This is a genomic window from Chitinophaga jiangningensis (assembly GCF_900142605.1).
Classification (GTDB): domain Bacteria; phylum Bacteroidota; class Bacteroidia; order Chitinophagales; family Chitinophagaceae; genus Chitinophaga; species Chitinophaga jiangningensis.
In genome coordinates this window covers 332,276-350,236 of sequence record NZ_FRBL01000006.1, presented here as the reverse complement: position 1 = coordinate 350,236, position 17,961 = coordinate 332,276, and the positions used below count along the sequence as shown (strand labels likewise).

General features: G+C 47.3%; 15 protein-coding genes. 5 read left to right on the top strand and 10 right to left on the bottom strand.

What is annotated here, in order from left to right; all coding sequences use genetic code 11:
* Nucleotides 1-41: 41 nt before the first annotated feature.
* The 4 genes from BUB18_RS17015 to BUB18_RS17000 form a co-directional block, all read right to left on the bottom strand.
* Entirely contained in the window at nucleotides 42-983 is a 942-nt protein-coding gene (locus BUB18_RS17015; RefSeq protein WP_394333102.1) for a tyrosine-type recombinase/integrase, read from the bottom strand.
* 85 nt (nucleotides 984-1,068) lie between these two features.
* Nucleotides 1,069-1,266, bottom strand: a complete 198-nt coding sequence (rpsU, locus tag BUB18_RS17010; protein ID WP_073083426.1) for a 30S ribosomal protein S21 — start codon at nucleotides 1,264-1,266, stop codon at nucleotides 1,069-1,071.
* A gap of 78 nt (nucleotides 1,267-1,344) precedes the next feature.
* Nucleotides 1,345-1,671, bottom strand: coding sequence for a cupin domain-containing protein (locus tag BUB18_RS17005; RefSeq protein WP_073083423.1), 327 nt, complete (start codon nucleotides 1,669-1,671; stop codon nucleotides 1,345-1,347).
* A gap of 607 nt (nucleotides 1,672-2,278) precedes the next feature.
* Nucleotides 2,279-3,040 (bottom strand): XRE family transcriptional regulator, encoded by a 762-nt coding sequence (locus BUB18_RS17000; RefSeq protein WP_073083421.1) that lies wholly within the window; start codon nucleotides 3,038-3,040, stop codon nucleotides 2,279-2,281.
* A gap of 113 nt (nucleotides 3,041-3,153) precedes the next feature.
* On the opposite strand from BUB18_RS17000, the gene BUB18_RS16995 reads away from it, so the two are divergent.
* Nucleotides 3,154-3,594, top strand: a complete 441-nt coding sequence (locus tag BUB18_RS16995) for a hypothetical protein (protein WP_073083419.1) — start codon at nucleotides 3,154-3,156, stop codon at nucleotides 3,592-3,594.
* A gap of 102 nt (nucleotides 3,595-3,696) precedes the next feature.
* Here BUB18_RS16995 and BUB18_RS16990 read toward each other — a convergent pair whose 3' ends face one another.
* Nucleotides 3,697-4,362 carry an SdpI family protein gene (locus BUB18_RS16990; protein WP_073083416.1) on the bottom strand — a complete coding sequence of 222 codons (666 nt, stop codon included), beginning with the start codon at nucleotides 4,360-4,362 and terminating at the stop codon, nucleotides 3,697-3,699.
* 246 nt (nucleotides 4,363-4,608) lie between these two features.
* Here BUB18_RS16990 and dinB point away from each other — a divergent pair, with 246 nt between their 5' ends.
* From dinB to BUB18_RS16970, 4 genes are all read left to right on the top strand, one after another.
* Nucleotides 4,609-5,820, top strand: coding sequence for a DNA polymerase IV (gene dinB / locus BUB18_RS16985; RefSeq protein ID WP_073083414.1), 1,212 nt, complete (start codon nucleotides 4,609-4,611; stop codon nucleotides 5,818-5,820).
* Between the two features lie 614 nt (nucleotides 5,821-6,434).
* The gene (locus tag BUB18_RS16980; protein ID WP_073083411.1) at nucleotides 6,435-9,395 is read left to right on the top strand and encodes a DNA polymerase III subunit alpha; all 2,961 of its coding nucleotides are present in this window, start codon (nucleotides 6,435-6,437) and stop codon (nucleotides 9,393-9,395) included.
* A 40-nt stretch (nucleotides 9,396-9,435) separates the two neighbouring features.
* A complete protein-coding gene (parS, locus tag BUB18_RS16975; protein ID WP_083550158.1) occupies nucleotides 9,436-9,873 on the top strand; it encodes a type II RES/Xre toxin-antitoxin system antitoxin in 438 nt (145 codons plus the stop codon).
* Nucleotides 9,874-9,890: 17 nt separating this feature from the next.
* A complete protein-coding gene (locus tag BUB18_RS16970; RefSeq protein WP_073083409.1) occupies nucleotides 9,891-10,352 on the top strand; it encodes an RES family NAD+ phosphorylase in 462 nt (153 codons plus the stop codon).
* A gap of 67 nt (nucleotides 10,353-10,419) precedes the next feature.
* On the opposite strand, the gene BUB18_RS16965 is transcribed toward BUB18_RS16970, so the two are convergent.
* From BUB18_RS16965 to BUB18_RS16945, 5 genes are all read right to left on the bottom strand, one after another.
* A complete protein-coding gene (locus BUB18_RS16965; RefSeq protein WP_073083406.1) occupies nucleotides 10,420-11,742 on the bottom strand; it encodes an aspartate kinase in 1,323 nt (440 codons plus the stop codon).
* A 35-nt stretch (nucleotides 11,743-11,777) separates the two neighbouring features.
* Nucleotides 11,778-12,851, bottom strand: a complete 1,074-nt coding sequence (locus tag BUB18_RS16960; protein ID WP_073083404.1) for an Ldh family oxidoreductase — start codon at nucleotides 12,849-12,851, stop codon at nucleotides 11,778-11,780.
* A gap of 31 nt (nucleotides 12,852-12,882) precedes the next feature.
* On the bottom strand, nucleotides 12,883-13,197 hold the full coding sequence (locus BUB18_RS16955; protein WP_073083403.1) for a DUF3467 domain-containing protein: 315 nt from the start codon (nucleotides 13,195-13,197) through the stop codon (nucleotides 12,883-12,885).
* Nucleotides 13,198-13,278: 81 nt separating this feature from the next.
* Nucleotides 13,279-14,598, bottom strand: a complete 1,320-nt coding sequence (locus BUB18_RS16950) for a SusD/RagB family nutrient-binding outer membrane lipoprotein (RefSeq protein WP_073083400.1) — start codon at nucleotides 14,596-14,598, stop codon at nucleotides 13,279-13,281.
* Nucleotides 14,599-14,637: 39 nt separating this feature from the next.
* Entirely contained in the window at nucleotides 14,638-17,862 is a 3,225-nt protein-coding gene (locus BUB18_RS16945; protein ID WP_073083398.1) for a SusC/RagA family TonB-linked outer membrane protein, read from the bottom strand.
* Nucleotides 17,863-17,961: the final 99 nt, after the last annotated feature.

The window sequence follows — 17,961 nt, the reverse complement described above, 5'->3', positions numbered from 1 at the left end:
ATTGAGTTTTGCTTATTACAGACGGAGTCAGAAAAATCCCTTTACGCCTTTGGATGTGCCTGCTGATATACTTTCTTCAGCTTCTCAATAGTATTATGTGTATACACCTGCGTAGCTGCCAGCGACGCATGGCCTAACAACTCCTTCACTGCATTCAGATCCGCACCATTATTAGTAAGGTGCGTAGCGAAGGTGTGGCGCAGGATATGCGGGCTTTTCTTCCTGAGTGTGGTAATCTGGTGCTCACTGAGATATTTGCGCACCATCAGGTATACATATTTGGGATACAATTTGCGTCCGGTATTCGGATGTACAAATAACACCTTTTCTTCAAAATCCTCCAGGTGGGAGCGCTTTTCAGATTGGTACCGCTGTATCTGCGCTGCCAGCGCAGCAGAGATGGGTATAATTCTCTCCTTACCCCCTTTTCCCATTACTTTAATCGTGAGATTCCCCTTATCGATTTTGAACTCTTCCAGGGCTATCAGTTCCGACAAACGAAGTCCTGTCTGGTAAAACACTTCAAATATCAACTGATGCGTCTGGCCTTCAAAGTCGCTGGCAAAGATATGCAGCGCGGTGGTAGACACCGGACTTACATTTTCTTCCAGGGCGCGCATTCCTTTTTCATCAATAAAGCCGGGCAGGCGTTTCTTAATTTTGGGAGCGATTACCTTCACCATGGGCGACTGGGTAATCATTGCCTGTTGCAGGCAGTATTTGAAAAATGATTTGAGTGTGGATATCTTCCGGTTAACGCTTTTGGCGGTCATGGCATTCTCCATGAGGGATGCCAGCCAGTCGCGTATCATGATATGGGAAATGTCAGCAAGAAGGGTGCGACCGTAACTGGTAGTAATATGGTCCAGGAACTGGGTCAGGTCGTTACGATAGGCAGTGCAGGTATGGACTGAATATCGCTTTTCGAGCTCCAGATAGGATAAAAAGCGCTCGGATAAGGAATATAGCTCTTGATTCAACACAAAAAGATTGATGATTGTAAAGTTATCAAATAACCTTACAATCATCAAATATTTTGAGTTGCTATAAGCTAATTAGCAAAGGATATTATCCTTCAATTTTACCAGAAGCCAACTGTTGTTTGTAAACGGCTTTCAGTACTTCAGTACGACGTTTAACAGAAGGTTTGGTAAAAGACTGGCGTGATCTGAGTTGCAGCAGGATGCGAGCTTTCTCAAATTTCTTCTTGTACTTTTTCAGCGCCTTGTCTATGTTTTCGCAATCTTTAGAATCAATTATCAACATAATTTTGCCTCTTATTTTTAGGAACGCAAAGATAGAATAAAATTCAGAAAAAACAAAAAGGATAGATTTTTTTCTCCTTTAGTCCTCCTCTCCTCCTTCTTCTCCATAGAAAATGACCCAGAGGAGCAAATCGGGCGTAAAGTTAGTGAATTTATGTTCAGCACCCGCGGGAACGAAGAGGAAGTCGCCCGGCCCTGCCTTTATCGTCTTTTCTTCGAGGGTAAAATCGCTGCTGCCTTTGAGCACGATATATATTTCGTCCTGTGTGTGGGGTTCCTGGTCGTCGAGGTCTTCCGGTCTGAAAATAATCCCTCTCATACTTCCGTGCTCGAATAATACGGCGAAGTCGTCTTCACTTTTCTGCAGTTGTTGCAATGCTTCGGCCAGCGATACATGAAACCTCATGGGCAGACAATTTGGGTGATCAGATCGGAAATTGTCTTTCAAATTAGGATTTTTCATGCGAACGGCCAAAGAATGGCGCGAAAGTACCGCGGTACACAAAGGCTCAGGGCTGCGGAACGGCATGGACTTGTGCCTTTGTGTACCACCAGGCGTCGGGTGCAAAACGCTTCCCCTACGGGGGTTGTTAATAATTATCTGCACGGCGACAGCCTGAACAGGCTTTTTCAGTACTAATGATGTTGAATCAGTAAGTTGGGTGATGGTGGCTTTTCCACCTTGCTGGGCCTGTTAATATCCCCTTCAGCTGCGGTTACCGCATGGTCACGGTACTAACTGCTAACTACCCTGATCATCTGGCAACCGGCATACTGTGGGGTGTTGTTCTCGGAAACGTAGGAAAAATCCGGAAACAAGGAAGCGGAAATGAACTGGCAATAGGGGAACCAGGCCATTCCCGCAGATAAAGACTGCGGGGATAGTTCCCGCAGTACTATTGTTGGAATGCGCTTGTACTGTTGGGTAAACGGTGGAACGAGCCATTCTGGCAGCGATTGATCACCGTTCTCACCCTTCAGCAGCAGAACAGCCTTTTGGGAGGCTGCTGCAACTAGTCTTTAATTTTCTTTTTGAGCAGACTAACCTGGTCCTGGAGGCTTTGCAGCTGAGTGGCTACATCGGCCAGGTGGTTAACACTCAACCGGCTTTGCTGGCTGGATTTACTGATTACGGCGTCTGACTGCCAGAGTTCCAGTACATCTTCCATTTCAACGGCATACGGCTCGAACTGTAGATTGTCGGACACCAGCGTGATTCTGGATTTAGCGCGGTTGCTTTTCTGAACTCTTTTAAACACGATACCGCCGCGGGTAGTTACTACCACATAGGTTTCGTTGTTTTTGATATCCTCCCAGCCGTCGATCTTATGACAAACGATCACGGAGCCGGATGATACGGGCAGCATGGAGTCCCCGGCGATTTCAAAAGCACGGTAATCTCCGGCGCCCAGCATAGGCAGGGTAAAAGTGTTCAGTTCTTCGATAAATTCTTCATCGTTGTATCCTGCCAGGTAACCTGCGGCTGCTTTAACAGGCACAAAAGTAATAGACTGCCTGCTGCTGCCGAGTTTTTGCTGGCGGCGTTTTTCCAGGTAGCTGTCTTTCTGTGAACTGAGATCTCTTCGCAGCAGATCATCAATGGATACCCTGAACATATCACTTACCTGTTCCAGCACTTCCGTTCTTGGTTCCGCACGCTCTTCTTCATATGCGCCGAGCAGGGAACGCTTGATACCGAGTTTGTCGGCAAATTCTTGCTGCGTCCAGCCTTTTTGCTTACGCAGATATTTCAAATTCTGGCATACTACGGACATAACCTAAATAATTTAGTACCTTGCTAACAAAATTAGCAAATATTTTTATCATTTACCAAATATATCTGGCGGCCAAGACTTATTTTTGCCCGGATTAATCAATTTAACTAATTATGTTACTTGTACATTCCATTTTGAGATGGGCGGTACTGCTCACCGGTATTTGGGCCGTAATCCGTGCTTACAAAGGTGTTTCGGGCAAAACTCCGTTCACCGCTGCAGATAATAAGGCAGGTCTTTTCTTTATGATTGCCTGCGATATTCAATTGCTGGTAGGTATCATTCTTTTCTTTACCAGTCCACTGGTAGGTGCAGCCCGTGCAGATATGGGAGCAGCGATGAAAGATTCGGTACTGCGTTTATTCACTGTGGAACATGAGTCACTGGCCATTGCTGCCATTGCACTGGTTCACATTGGTAAATCAAAAGTGAAAAAAGCTACAGATGCGGTTAAAAAGCACAAACTGGCGCTTAATTTCTACAGCATCGCGATGATCCTGATCATTATTATGGTAGCGATGATTATGACAAAAGGCCAGCGCGGCTGGATCTAATTGTTGAAGATTACTCCAAATAATAATGGCGGCCTTGTCAAGAAGCCGCCATTTCTTTTTTATGTATTGACCACTATGTAAGCAGTGTCGGTATCAACGCCGTTAACCCTTGTCCTGGTTATACTGCCTGAAAGAATAAATGTAAGGCAGTACCGGTAGTATCATTGATGCAGCAAATATAACGAATATCCCCGTAATGAGCGACATGAAGAAGGCGCCGGCGATAAACACGATACCGGCCGCTGTCCATAATATACTGGCAAACCGGTGGGTTTCCTTCCATATTGCTGCGCTCTGCAGGGTCCATGGAGTACGGATTCCCACATAATTATTGGGTTGCAAATTTCTCAGATACAGGCCTATGCCCGTGATCACCAACCCTATCCCGATAAATGCCCAGCGCTCCATCGCATAGTAATGCCCCGTTTGTACCATCAGGATAATCAGGCAACTCATGGCTGTGAGTGCCAGCTGCATTACAAACCTCACCCGGTAATACTCCTGGTGCATAATTCCCGGATCACTCACCTGATCCCCATCCGTACGTGGCAGATAGCGAAACAATGCATACAATAAACCATTCGTGAGAAATACAAATATCATCAGCAACAGGAAATCACTTTTAGTCTGAATCTGCTGCTGTACCGTATCGTTCAGGGCTGCAGGAAAAACATCCGGTAATGACTGCCAGATAAGGCCCAGATAAACGAGCGGGGCCACGAGGAGGGCCAGGAGAAGGAGCTCTTTGCGATAATCCGTTTTTGTCATAGGAACATGCTTTAAAGGATGAATATTCACAATTTCCTTTTACCTCATTCTCATATGCTTGACATATTACAGATTGTATGCCCGATATGTTGCAAAATTACGAAATCTATTTAGCACCCCGATTATCTTACTAATTATTTTAGTAAAACTAAAAATATTAGTACCTTTGAATTCCGCACCAACAGCGGCCGTTAACCACTACCCTTCTGCTTGCAAAAACGAACTGTTAATTCAAAAACCTGAGTTATGCTATCGTTGCAACAACGCGCTATTGCGCATCTCGACCTTGACTGCTTCTTTGTTTCAGTAGAATGCCAGCAAGACAGCAGCCTGCTCGGAAAGCCACTACTGGTAGGCGGCAGCAGCGACCGTGCCGTAGTGTCGGCCTGCAGCTACGAGGCCAGACGCTACGGCATCCACTCTGCCATGCCCATGAAAACGGCCCTGCGCCTTTGTCCACACGCCATCGTGCGCAGTGGCGATATGGAAGCCTATAGCAACAAATCCCGGGAAGTAACCGAAATCATTGCCGACAAAGCACCGCTCTATGAAAAATCATCCATCGATGAATTTTATATAGACATCAGCGGTATGGATAAATTTTTCGGTTCCCTCAAATGGACAACTGAACTGAGAAAAACAATTATGAAGGAATCGGGACTGCCCATCTCCTTCGGGCTGGCCTCTAATAAACTGGTGTCCAAAGTAGCCACCGATGAAGCCAAACCCAACGGACAGCTGGAAATTCTTTTCGGAGAGGAAAAATCTTTTCTCGCACCGCTGAAGATTGAAAAAATTCCCATGGTAGGAAAAGAAACCGCTGCACAACTCCGTCGGCGCGGAGTAGAAACCGTGAAAACGCTCAGCGAAGTACCGGTATCTCTGCTGGAAGCGTGGATGGGAAAGCATGGCATCTCCCTATGGAAAAAAGCCAATGGGATAGATGAAACACCCGTGATCCCCTACTATGAACAAAAATCTATTTCAACAGAAAATACTTTTCCTGTAGATACCATCGATATGGAATTTATGCATGCAGAACTCGTACGCATGACAGAAAAAATTGCCTTTGAACTGCGGCAGCAAAATAAACTTACCGGCTGCATCACCGTAAAAATCAGGTACTCGGACTTCGAAACCGTTACCAAACAGATGAGCATCCCCTACTGCTGCGCCGATCATATCCTGCTGGAAAAAGTAAAAGAACTCTTTAAAAAACTCTACGATCGCCGGCTGCTCGTCCGACTCATCGGCGTGCGGTTCAGCCACCTCGTACAGGGAAATTATCAGATCAGCCTGTTCGACGACAGCCAGGAAATGATTGCCCTCTATCAGGCAATAGATCAGATTAAAAACAGGTTTGGATGGGAATTTCTTATGAAAGGAACCAATGTGGTACCTCCGGAGAAAAAACACCTGAGCCGGCAGAAAGAAATCACACCGTATTTCAAAGTGTAGGATGCACCGCTCCGTAATATACATCACGGTCTGCCTACCTCCAGGAAACCACTCCTTAGCTTTATCGCAAACGGCCTTTCATCCATTGTTCAGGCGACTAAGTAAATAGAGAGCCGCCCCTTTTAAATGCGATGTCCTAATGGGCTGTGCACAAGTATCAGACAGCACTGATTTATGTGAGGCCGAAAATCGTTTATGCGATGCTCAAAGTCTTCATTACTGGTTGCACAGCCCAATCAGGAAGGCAGTCTGATTTATGTGAGGCCGAAAATCGTGTACGCGATGCTCAAAGCCTCCGTTACTGATTGCACAGCCAATCAGTTGGTCAGTCTGATTTATATAAGGCCGAAAATCGTTTACGCGATGCTAAAAGTCTTCATTACTGGTTGCACAGCCCAATCAGGAAGGCAGTCTGATTTATCTGAGGCCGAAAATCGTGTACGCGATGCTAAAAGCCTTCATTACTGGTTGCACAGCCCAATCAGTTGGTCAGTCTGATGTATCTGAGGCCGAAAATCGTTTACGCGATGCTTAAAGCCTTCATTACTGGTTGTACAGCCCAATCAGGAAGCTCCGGGGCGAAAGCCCGGAGGCTTCCGTTAAACTAATTAACAATGTACCTGAACTGTAAAACATTTTTTAGCTTACGATACGGCACCATGCACGTGGAAACATTGGTGGAGCAGGCAAAACAGCTGGGCATCACCACCCTTGCACTTACCAATATCAACATCACCTCCGATGCATGGACCTTTGTGACCGAATGCCAGAAACATGATATCAAACCCGTACTGGGGATTGAATGCAGAAACGATCATACCCGCTGCTACCTGCTGCTGGCAAAGAATCAACAGGGATGGTACCATATCAATAAATTCCTTTCCCACAAACTACATACAGAAGAACCCTTTCCGGAAAGAGCTCCGCAACTGCCGGACACCTACGTGATATATCCCTGGGGAACGCAGGCCCCACTTGCATTACACGACAATGAACTACTCGGCGTAAGTGTACGCGATATCAATAAACTGTTTAGAGTGGATACCCTCGCCATCCGGAAAAAACTGGTGATCATGCAGCCGGTTACCTACCAGGATGAACTGCATTATGAACTCCACCAGGTACTCAGGGCAATTGACCAGAACATCCTCATCTCCCAGCTATCAACCGATACCATTGCTGGTCCGGATGAAATGTTCCTCCACCCGGCCGATCTCGTATCGCACTTTGAACAGTACCCGCATATTGTGGAGAACACCCTGGCCCTGCTCGACGCCTGTGAAGTGGAAATGAAAATGAACATCCCCCGAAATAAAAAAATATTTACCAACAGCATTGAAGAAGACCGGCAACTATTGCGGAAGCTGGCTTTCGAAGGCATGGCCCGGCGCTATACCACAACGGAAGACCTGGAGCAGGCACACGAAAGAATAGAAAAAGAACTGGATATTATCGCTAAACTGAATTTTGAATCCTACTTTCTGATTACCTGGGACATCATTCGTTTTGCACAGGACAGGGGATTTTTTTATGTAGGAAGAGGTAGTGGCGCCAACTCGATAGTCGCTTACTGCCTGCGGATTACAGACGTAGACCCTATTGAGCTGGACCTCTATTTTGAACGCTTCCTGAACCTGTACCGCAGCTCTCCTCCTGACTTCGACATCGACTTCTCCTGGAAAGACAGAGATACCATCACGGAATATATTTTTAAAAAATACGGGGCTGAACATACCGCATTACTCGGTACTGTGACTACATTTCAGACGCATGCGATCATACGTGAGCTGGGAAAAGCCTACGGGCTGCCTAAAAAGGAGATAGACCGGATTCTCACCGGAGGCCTGAGCATACAACTGAATGAAGACAGCATACAGCGCAAGATCCTGCACTTTTGCCAGCTGATGGACAACCAGGAAAAATCCTTTCCCAACCATCTCAGCATCCATGCCGGCGGTATACTGATCAGCGATGCGCCCATTCACCATTACTGCACTACCTATTTTCCACCAAAAGGTTTCAGCACCGCACAAATGGATATGTTCCAGGCCGAAGCCATCGGGCTGTATAAGTTTGATATCCTGAGCCAGCGCGGCCTCGGGCATATCCGTGATGCCATTGACCTGATAAAGCAGAACCATGGTATCGACATAGATATTCACCAGGTGCAGGCTTTCATGAAAGATGAACAGGTGAAGCACAACCTGCGGAATGTGAATACCATCGGCTGCTTTTATATAGAATCGCCGGCCATGCGGCAGCTGCTCACCAAACTGCGCTGCGATAATTACCTGTCGCTGGTAGCGGCCAGCTCCATCATTCGCCCCGGGGTAGCACAATCCGGCATGATGAAGCAATATATTGAGCGATACAACAATCCTAAAAGTGTACAATACCTCCACCCTATTATCGAGGAGTTGCTGAAAGAAACTTTTGGCATCATGGTGTACCAGGAAGATGTAATTAAGGTGGCGCATAAGTTTGCAGATATGGAGCTCGCAGATGCAGACCGGCTGCGTAGAGCCATGGCAGGGAAATACAGAGGATTAAAAGATTTGGAGCAGATACAGTTGCGTTTTTTCCGCAACTGCGATGCCAAAGGACATCCCCGACATGTAAGCGAAGAAGTATGGCGGCAGATTGCCAGCTTCGCCAACTTTTCCTTCTCAAAAGCCCACTCCGCCAGCTTTGCCGTGGAAAGCTATCAGAGCCTGTATTTGAAAACCTATTATCCGGCAGAATTTATGGTAGCCGTGATCAATAATTTCGGTGGCTTTTACAGCAGGGAGCTGTATTTCAACCAGCTGAAACAGACCGGTGTGCGGGTACATGCTCCCTGTGTGAATCATAGCGATTATGTTACCAATATCAAAGGCAAGGAAGTGTATGTAGGGTTTATCCACATAGAAGGACTGGAACAGGCGCTGGCAGAGCGGATTTTGACAGAAAGACTGGAATACGGCCCCTATCTGCACCTGGAAGATTTTGTGGAGCGGATAGCACCAGGACCAGAGCAGCTGGAGATCCTGATACGCATTGGCTGTTTTAACTTCACCGGCTATACGAAAAAAGAACTGCTGTGGAAAGGCAGCCTGCTGGTACGCGGCCGCGAAGTGAAGCAGATCCACCATCTCCCATTATTTAAACCCGCACCGGTAGACTGTACCTTGCCGCAATTAAGTTACCATACCCATGAGGATGCCTTTGATGAGATAGACCAGCTGGGGTTTCCGTTGCAATCCCCTTTCAGTATACTGCAACATAATCAGTCGGCCTATATCCTTGCCCGCGATTTCCGGCAGTATATCGGGAAGGAAATTATAGCACTGGGGTATTATGTGACTATGAAGATGTTAAGGACGTCTAAGGGCGAGCCCATGTGTTTTGGTACTTTTCTGGATGCAGAAGATCAGTTTGTGGATACCGTTCATTTTCCGGACAGTTTGCGCCAATATCCCTTTCAGAAAGGTGGGTTTTACCAGTTGCAGGGCCGAGTGATTGCAGAGTACGGTGTTATTACATTGGAAATCAGCCAAATGCGAAAAATCGGCTATTTTGAGGATAAAGCTCAATAATTACGACAAAAATCCTTAATTTTGTGACAAATGTCGGATTATGCAAAATTTTAAAGGCTACCAGGCACAGGAAAATGCGCTGCTGATTCAGGCGGAACATGTGGGTACCGGATATTTTGATTTCATCGCGTTGTCCCGAAGTGGCATTATTAAAAGGGCCCTGCTTAACCTGAGCAGGCAGATATCTTTTTCCTTAACGGAACTTGCGCAGGTGGTACATATATCAGAACGCACGTTGCAGCGTTATGCGGACGATGCCAAATTATCGCTGGACACGAGCGAGCGGGCGATTATGCTCTCTGCGCTTTACCAACGAGGGGCCGAGGTATTCGGCGACCTCGAAAACTTCAAGGAATGGATGCGCACACCGCTGCCATCCTTCAACTATCAACTCCCTATTTCGCTATTAGACACCACTTTCGGATTTCAGCTCATACAGGATGAACTGGGCCGTATTGAACATGGCTTGTTTGCATAGCTATTAACTTTTCTCTCATGGACGTTTACAGGATCAGTAAGTGTGCTTACATCAATGACCTGAGCGGAACCGGCGCGCGCCTGTATGGTGGCCGCTGGAACAGCAAAGGGCATTCCATTGTGTATACGGCAGGCTCCCGTGCGCTTGCTGCCCTGGAGGTGTTGGTACACATACCACTGAAAAATATTATACAGGATTTTTGTATAGCAGCCATTCATATTCCGGATAACATAGGTATAAAAGTCCTTACCCCGGAAGATTTGCCGGCTAACTGGCAGTCGCTGGCTCCTTTACCTGAGCTGCAATGCATCGGTGATGAATGGATAGAAACTGCAAAGTATCCGGTACTGAAAATCCCTTCTGTTATTATTGCTGACGAGTATAATTACCTGATCAATCCGGAGCACCCGGAAGCCGCAGAAATCCTTGTCAGGAAAACACAACCCTTCCAATTTGACCAGCGCCTCGGCAGGTCGTAAAATAAATCAGCCGACACCGAAGGTGTCGGCTGACAAAGTTTCGCGCAGCGCGCGATATTATCTTTCCTTATTCCAGTCCGAATAATCCTTTATTCAACAACTGCAGTGTTTTTTCTTTCAGCTGCGCATTCACCAGGATGGAAATGTTATGACGGCTACCTCCGTAGGAGATCATGCGCAGTGGCACTTCTTCCAGGGAAGCGAACAGTTTGGTGATAATAGAAGGGGTAGCAGCCACTTCGTTACCTACGATGGAAACGATCGCCTGCTGGTAATCCAGTTCTACAGAACCAAAAGGTTGCAGTTCTTTCAGGATCAGATCCAGGTGTTGCGGGTTATCGATCGTGAGAGATACCGCTACTTCAGAAGTAGTGATCATATCGATTGGAGTGCGGTATTTTTCGAATACTTCGAAAATTTTACGCAGGAAGCCATAAGCCAGCAGCATGCGGCTGGATTTGATTTTGATGGCGATGATACCGTCTTTCGCAGCGATAGCTTTTACACCATTACCGTTAGGCAGTTCAGTGATGATGGTACCTCTTGCATCAGGCTGCATGGTATTGAGCAGTTTCACCGGAATGTTGAAATGCTGTGCAGGCCAGATAGAAGCAGGATGCAGGATCTTAGCACCGAAGTAGGCCAGTTCCGCAGCCTCGTCGAAGGAGAGCTGTTCGATCGGGAAGGTTTTCTTCACGACGCGTGGATCGTTGTTATGCATACCGTCGATATCCGTCCAGATCTGCACTTCCTCCGCCTGGATAGCAGCACCGATGAGTGATGCAGAGTAGTCGGAACCACCACGTTTCAGGTTATCTACTTCCCCTTTCGCGTTGCGGCAGATATAACCCTGTGTGATAAAGAGCTGTGTGTCTTTATTCTGATCGATCAGGGTGGTGAGTTTAGTTTTGATTTTTGGAATTTCAGGCTCTTCGAACTCGTCGATGCTCATGAAATCCAGTGCTGGCAGCAGTTCTGCGGAAATACCTGCTTCTCTGAGGTATGCGAAGAACAATTTGGTAGAGAGCAATTCTCCCTGTGCCAGGATATCTTTATTCAATGCTTCATTGAAAGATATCTTCAGGATGATATTCAGGAATTCGAAGTGTTCATCCACGATAGCCTTGGCGGCAGCACGGCCGGCGTCGGTCTTGACCAGTTCTTCACAGAAAGAGCGGTAGTGAGCTTCCAGCTTATCGATGAGCTGTTTAGCCTGTTCCTTCTTACCTTCTGACAGTGACTGACCAATTTCCACGAGGGCGTTAGTTGTACCTGACAGTGCAGACAGCACCACAATTTTCTGGCCGCCTTCAGCGGTTACCAGTTGGGCTATCGAATGCATGCGCTCTGGTTTTCCCACGGAGGTTCCACCAAATTTTAACACTTTCATCTGAATAATAATTGTATATGATTGATGAGATTATTTTAAAAATTCAAGTTAAACTTAGCCGCTACTTCTTTTAAGTCCTTCACCACAGGTGCCAGCACAGGAACGCCATTATCCAGGCGGTGTTGCTGCATTTCCCTTTCCGGATCTCCCGGGATGAGCACTTGTTTACCTTCCACAGGTGTGGCGGAACGGAATCTGCTGATCCAGGTATCCATGTGGGCTTTGAATTCATCTGCCGGGCGGAATGCATCTACACGCATAGCACCGAAGAAGTGACCGAGTCCTTCCCCTACCGGATCCGGTGCCAGTGGCAGGAAGCTCACAAAAGGAGGTGCCCACGGTCCGTAATTGGCGCCTGAAAGCACGGCCGAAAATATATCAACAATTGCTCCCAAACAATACCCTTTATGACTTCCGTGTTCACGGTCGCCACCGAGCGGCAGCAGGGCGCCACCATTTTTGAGCTCGTGGGGGTTGGTGCTTGGGTGGCCATCTTTATCCTGGATCCAGCCGTATGGCGCATCTTCATTTTTACGCTGTAAAATTTCGAGCTTACCGTTGGCGGCGGTGGTAGTGGCAAAGTCGGCCACAAAAGGTGGTTGTTCTTTTGCAGGAATAGCTACTGCAATGGGATTGGTACCCAGCATACGTTCTTTAGAGAAAGTAGGCGCTACCAGGGGACTGGCGTTGGTCATGGCCATACCGATCATATCGCGATCCAGCGCCTTCATGGCGTGGTAGCCGGCGATACCGAAGTGGTTTGAATTTTTAACGCTTACCCACCCGGTACCTGCAACAGCGGCTTTTTCGATGGCCACCTGCATGGCAAAGGGCGCTACAACGAGGCCCAGACCTGCATCCCCATCCACCACAGCTGTGCTGGGGGTTTCATGAACGATACGGATATCTGGCTTAGCGTTGATACGGCCTGCCTCCCAGAGGCGTACATATCCTGATAACCTGGCTACCCCGTGGGAATCGATACCTCTGAGATCGGCCGATACCAGCACTTCGCTGGCCAGGGCTGCATGTTCAACGGAACATCCCATGTGGATAAACACTTCATGAGTAAATTCCCGCAGGTGATGGTATGAAATAATTTCTTCCATGAGAAAAATCTGAAATACTACTAAAAACGAATTAAGCCTGTGCAGTAGGGCCTCCGAAGTTCATTGGGAGGGAAACCGGCTCCTGATCCTGAATAGTACCGTGTACAGATTCGTATTTCTTGATATTATCCACCATTGCCTTCATGAAACGCTTGGCATGCTGCGGAGTGAGTATGATGCGGGATTTTACTTTTGCTTTAGGCAGACCAGGCATCACATTAACAAAATCCACCACGAATTCTGCGTTGGAATGCGTAATGATAGCGAGATTAGCGTATTGACCTTCAGCCATTTCTTCAGTCAGTTCTATATTGAGCTGCTGTTGTTCATCCTCCTGATTTTCCATGTGTTTACGATTTAGCGGTACAAAAATAAAAAAAGAGGGCTCAAATGGCCCTCTTTTTTTATCAGCGATGGAAATAGATGATTATTGATCCCACCAAACTTTAGAATTGATGGTAAGTCCACCCGGAACATTTTCGGAGTTATAAGAGATTTCAGACTGTGGATAAGGCAGCCGGCGTGGTATTTCTTTACCAGTTACTTTGGATGTAAGCGCAGGAATACCAGTGCGGCGCCAGTCAGTGTAGGCTTCTGCCTGCAGATACATGGCCACATATTTCTGTGACAATACCAGGTTCAGCTTATTAGCAGCGGCATCAAAGCTGCCGGCAGTAGTCAGGTAGTTACCAATTGCAGCGCCTACTTTAGCAAAAGAGGCTTTCACCGCATTTTCGTAGTGGAGTTTGCCATTTACCAAATCTCCGGCTCTTACGTAGGCTTCTGCCAGGATGAATTCCACTTCATAGCTGGTGATCATCAGCACGGAAGAATTGGGAGAATCGTAGAAGCCACCCAGGTATTCGTCCAAACGGGTATCGCCGGCTGCTTCCATTGTAGTCGTGAGATAGGTATCATTGTACTCCGCATAGCCTTCGCGCTGTGTATTAAACTGGTACAGCGGGTTAGCTCTTGATTCGTCGTCCAGGAAATAAACGGCAGCATCATCGGCGGAGGCGGTGATCAGGCCACCGGGTGCAGCAGCAGCGGCAATCACTTTGGCAGCAGTGCCGGCAGCATCCTTCTTAGTTTGATGGATGAGCAAACGCAAACGGAGTGAATTGGCAAATTTGATCCATTTAGAAGCTGAACCGCCATATACTACATCATAGGTACCAGGATTCACGCCCGGAACCGGGTTGTTCAGATCAGCGATGGCAGAAGTGATCAAGCCATCAATGGTCTTATACAGGTCTTCCTGCTTATCGTATTTAGACTTATACTGCCCTTCCAGGCCTTTGAATGCGTCGGTATAAGGAATATCGCCCCATACGTCCGTCATGGTGAGCACGGTATAAGCTGTCATGAGCTTGGTGATACCACCGAGCAGGAAGTATTTTTTAGCACTTGCTGTATGCAGCAGTTCCTGGTAGTTGATCAGGGTACCCTGATACAGGCTGCTCCATGGGTTATTAAAGTTATCAGCCACGAGCTGATATTTCTCGTAGTTACCAAACTGCCTGTCGGCTCCTGTTACCTGGCCGGTCAAAATACCGGTAACCAGGGAGAAGTCGGCGCCGCCTAACGTATACGCACCCGTAACCTGTGCGCCGGCGAGTACCGGACCAGGGGAGGCCAGTAAAGGTCTGTCTGGATCAACGTTTACATCCAGGTATTTTTTACATCCGGTGCTGAGCAGTACTGCAGCGATACCTAATGTGGCTATAATTTTATTGCTATATTTCATGATGTCAATTTTTTAATACTACCTATGATATTTCCCGGACTAGAAATCGAATTTCAGACTGAAGCCATAGGTTTTAGTACCCGGGTTATTGAAGTAATCAAAACCTTGTGCTTCCTGGGTTCCGAACAGGCTCGTTTCAGGATCTACACCTTTGTATTTGGTGCTCAGCCAGAGGTTACGGCCGATAGCAGAAATGGTTACGGCCTGGAAGTAGCGTTTGTTTTTAAACAACTTCTTACCATCAAGACGGTAAGAGAGTGACATTTCACGTAAACGTACCCAGCTTGCATCTTCCACAAATGGCTCGTTTACGAGGAATCCGCTACCTACACCGGTATAGTAGTATTCATCCAGCAGACCCGGATTATTATTTTTCTCTCCTTTGGTGATTACTTCACCGGTATTAGCATCGATGTGGCCTTTTACGCCGTCAAATACTTTGGTAGTGTATCTGTCGAGGGTATTGGCGCTTACACCGAAGTTGGTCATTGCACCCCAGGTACCATTCCACATGCTGAATTTCTGACGTGTTTCGAACAGTAAGTAGAGGGAAAGACCTTTGTAGGTAAAGGTATTGCCGAAGGAACCTATCCATTTAGGGTTGATATCCCCCAGGTATTGCAATGCATCCTGGAGGATTGGCAGACCTTTGTCCGGGCTGCCATCTTCGTCGTTGATCACGAGGCGGCCCTGCGCATCTTTCAGGTAGCCGGTACCATAAAGGGTACCATATTGTTTACCAACCAGTACGGAGGTGGAGATACCAGTGAAGCCGTTAAAATCGATCCGATCCAGGCCATCCGCCAGTTTCACCACATTGTTCCTGTTCTGTGAATAGTTGAAAGTCATGTTCCAGCTAAAGTCTTTTGCTTTAACCGGCGTAACACCGAGGGTTACCTCATGCCCTACGTTCGTCATGGTAGCGGAGTTGAGCCAGATGCTGCCATAACCGCTGGAAGTGGCTACTGTTACCTGGTTCAGGAGGTCTTTACTGGTTCCTTTGTAGAAGGTATAGTCGAGGGTGATACGATCACCGAGGAATCGGAGTTCAGCCCCTAACTCCGTCTGACTTGTTTTTTCTGCTTTCAGCTTATCGTTGCCGATCACACTTCCTTTGGAGTATCCTACAAGACCGTTGTACGGGAAGGTGATACCATTGGTCCAGCCGTCGCCGGGGGCAGTTTGACCGAAGTAGGTAGTAGTGAAATATGGGCTGAGGGCTCTACCCACCATGGAGTGTGCGGCTCTGATCTTACCATAGTTCAGCACTTTGGAATTCATTTTTAGTGCATCTGTAAATACGAGGCCAGCGTTTACTGATGGAAAGAAGTACCATTGGTTTTCCACAGGCAGTGTACTGCTGGATTCGTAACGGCCGGTAGCTTCGATAAACAGGTAGTTATCGTAGCTGAAGTTGGCCTGGCCATAGAAGGCCACACGGCGCTGGCGCGAGTTGGAAATACCGAGGCTGTTACTAAGGGTATTGGTAATTCCCTGGAAATCGTTGGATACGAATGCATCACCTTGTGTGTGCAAATACTTATACGTATAGTCGTATACGTTATGACCCACCATTAATCCATAAGACATTCTTTTGGTAGTTTTCTGGATGTTAGCGAAGAGGTCATTATTGATAGTGAAGCTACTCATCTGATCTTCGAAATACTGACCAGACACCGCGGTGGCAGAGTATTTGGAGTAGATTTGTTTACGGTTATCAGTAGAATAATCCGCGCCTGCACGTTCTGTAATGGTCAGCCATTCGAATGGTTTGTAGTTCATGGTTACATTACCATAGAAGCGTTGTACGTTACCCTTATAAGGGTTCATATTCACGGTCCAGTAGGGGTTATCATACCCGCCGGTACCGCGGTAGCTGCGTTGTCTGCCGGAATTATCACCGAGCATATAGGTAGCTGGGTCATCGAATTTGAGTCCACCGTTGGAGTTGTCGAATGTAGGGGTGGTACGCAGGAGTCCCAACATGATACCACTGGTATTAGAACCTTGCTGGGGGCGGTTACCGCCGGAGTTAGCGTAGTTCATGGAAGTAACAACGTTGAACTTTTCGTTGAATTTATAATCGGTGGAGAAGTTAACTGTTGTTTTTTTGAAGTTAGAGTTAGGGATGATACCACCCTGATTCATGTGCGAAACAGAAACACGGTATCCCAGGTTGGTATTACCACCACTAACGCTGAGGTTATGCTGTATTCCTTTACCAGTTACAAAGAAATCATAAGGATCGTAGGCTACCGCTTTTTTGCCGCTTGGGTTGGAGCTTCTACCTACGAGGCGGCCGTTCTTATCCCACAGGTAGTTGGTATTTCCATCGAAAACCATCGTGTCGATAGCCGGGCCGAAGGAGTAGGATCTGAAGCCGCTGCTGTTATCAGGACCGAGGTAAGTACCTTCTAAGCCTTGAGCGTATTTATTTTGTCTTTCAGGCAGTTTATTTACTTTATCGAAGTTACCGGTAACGGTATAGGATACATTGAATGTTTTTCCGTCTACCGTACGTTTACCTTTTTTGGTGGTGATTACCACTACGCCATTGGAGGCGCGGCTACCATAGATGGCGGCGGCGGCGGGGCCTTTCAGCGTGGTAATAGATTCGATATCGTCGTTGTTCATATCTACGAGGCGGTTTGACTGGGTAACACCTGCGGTACCACCACCATCGCTACCAGTGTTTACCTCGCTGTTATCCATTGGGATACCGTCTACTACGAACAGTGGCTGGTTATCACCGAGGGTGGTAGGACCGCGCATGGTTACGCGTACGGCGGCGCCGGGCGTACCGGAAGCGGTGATCACAGAGGCACCGGCCACTTTACCGGAGAGCGCACTGAGTGGGTTGGATGGAGCAGTTCTGGTAAGGTCTTCAGCTTTGATATCCTGTGCAGAGAAGCCGAGTTTTCTTTTGTTTTCTTTCACACCCAAAGCGGTTACTACTACTTCGCTGAGGGATTTATCATCCTGGGTAAGCATGATATTTAAGGTAGCTGCAGCACCGGAAGGTATTTCTCTTGTCTGATAGCCCAGGCTTCTTACTACCAGCACTGCACCTTCGGGTATGGTAAGACTAAAGCGACCTTTAGCATCAGTAACGGTACCGTTGGTGGTGCCTTTGATTTGGATGGTGACCATCGGAAGCGGAACGTCGTCCGTACTTCTCACGGAGCCCGACAACGGCCGTGTCTGGGCATGTAGCATGCTGACTACTGCCATAAGCATGGCAAAAAAGAGTAGCATCTTTTTCATAGATGATTCAGATTTTGGTTGAACTTTAAATGATAAAAAATTATGGGATGGAATTCCACAAGCAATAAAAAACCTGTCCCTGGCCGCTATGACGCATAG

Excerpts from the sequence above, each read along its gene's own strand:
- parS (WP_083550158.1), top strand. The coding sequence starts at position 9,436 with ATGCAAAATTTTAAAGGCTACCAGGCACAGGAAAATGCGCTGCTGATT.
- BUB18_RS16955 (WP_073083403.1), bottom strand. The coding sequence starts at position 13,197 with ATGGAAAATCAGGAGGATGAACAACAGCAGCTCAATATAGAACTGACT.
- BUB18_RS16995 (WP_073083419.1), top strand. The coding sequence starts at position 3,154 with ATGTTACTTGTACATTCCATTTTGAGATGGGCGGTACTGCTCACCGGT.
- BUB18_RS17005 (WP_073083423.1), bottom strand. The coding sequence starts at position 1,671 with ATGAGGTTTCATGTATCGCTGGCCGAAGCATTGCAACAACTGCAGAAA.
- BUB18_RS16970 (WP_073083409.1), top strand. The coding sequence starts at position 9,891 with ATGGACGTTTACAGGATCAGTAAGTGTGCTTACATCAATGACCTGAGC.
- BUB18_RS16960 (WP_073083404.1), bottom strand. The coding sequence starts at position 12,851 with ATGGAAGAAATTATTTCATACCATCACCTGCGGGAATTTACTCATGAA.
- dinB (WP_073083414.1), top strand. The coding sequence starts at position 4,609 with ATGCTATCGTTGCAACAACGCGCTATTGCGCATCTCGACCTTGACTGC.
- BUB18_RS17000 (WP_073083421.1), bottom strand. The coding sequence starts at position 3,040 with ATGTCCGTAGTATGCCAGAATTTGAAATATCTGCGTAAGCAAAAAGGC.
- BUB18_RS16980 (WP_073083411.1), top strand. The coding sequence starts at position 6,435 with ATGTACCTGAACTGTAAAACATTTTTTAGCTTACGATACGGCACCATG.
- BUB18_RS16965 (WP_073083406.1), bottom strand. The coding sequence starts at position 11,742 with ATGAAAGTGTTAAAATTTGGTGGAACCTCCGTGGGAAAACCAGAGCGC.
- BUB18_RS16945 (WP_073083398.1), bottom strand. The coding sequence starts at position 17,862 with ATGAAAAAGATGCTACTCTTTTTTGCCATGCTTATGGCAGTAGTCAGC.
- rpsU (WP_073083426.1), bottom strand. The coding sequence starts at position 1,266 with ATGTTGATAATTGATTCTAAAGATTGCGAAAACATAGACAAGGCGCTG.
- BUB18_RS16990 (WP_073083416.1), bottom strand. The coding sequence starts at position 4,362 with ATGACAAAAACGGATTATCGCAAAGAGCTCCTTCTCCTGGCCCTCCTC.
- BUB18_RS16950 (WP_073083400.1), bottom strand. The coding sequence starts at position 14,598 with ATGAAATATAGCAATAAAATTATAGCCACATTAGGTATCGCTGCAGTA.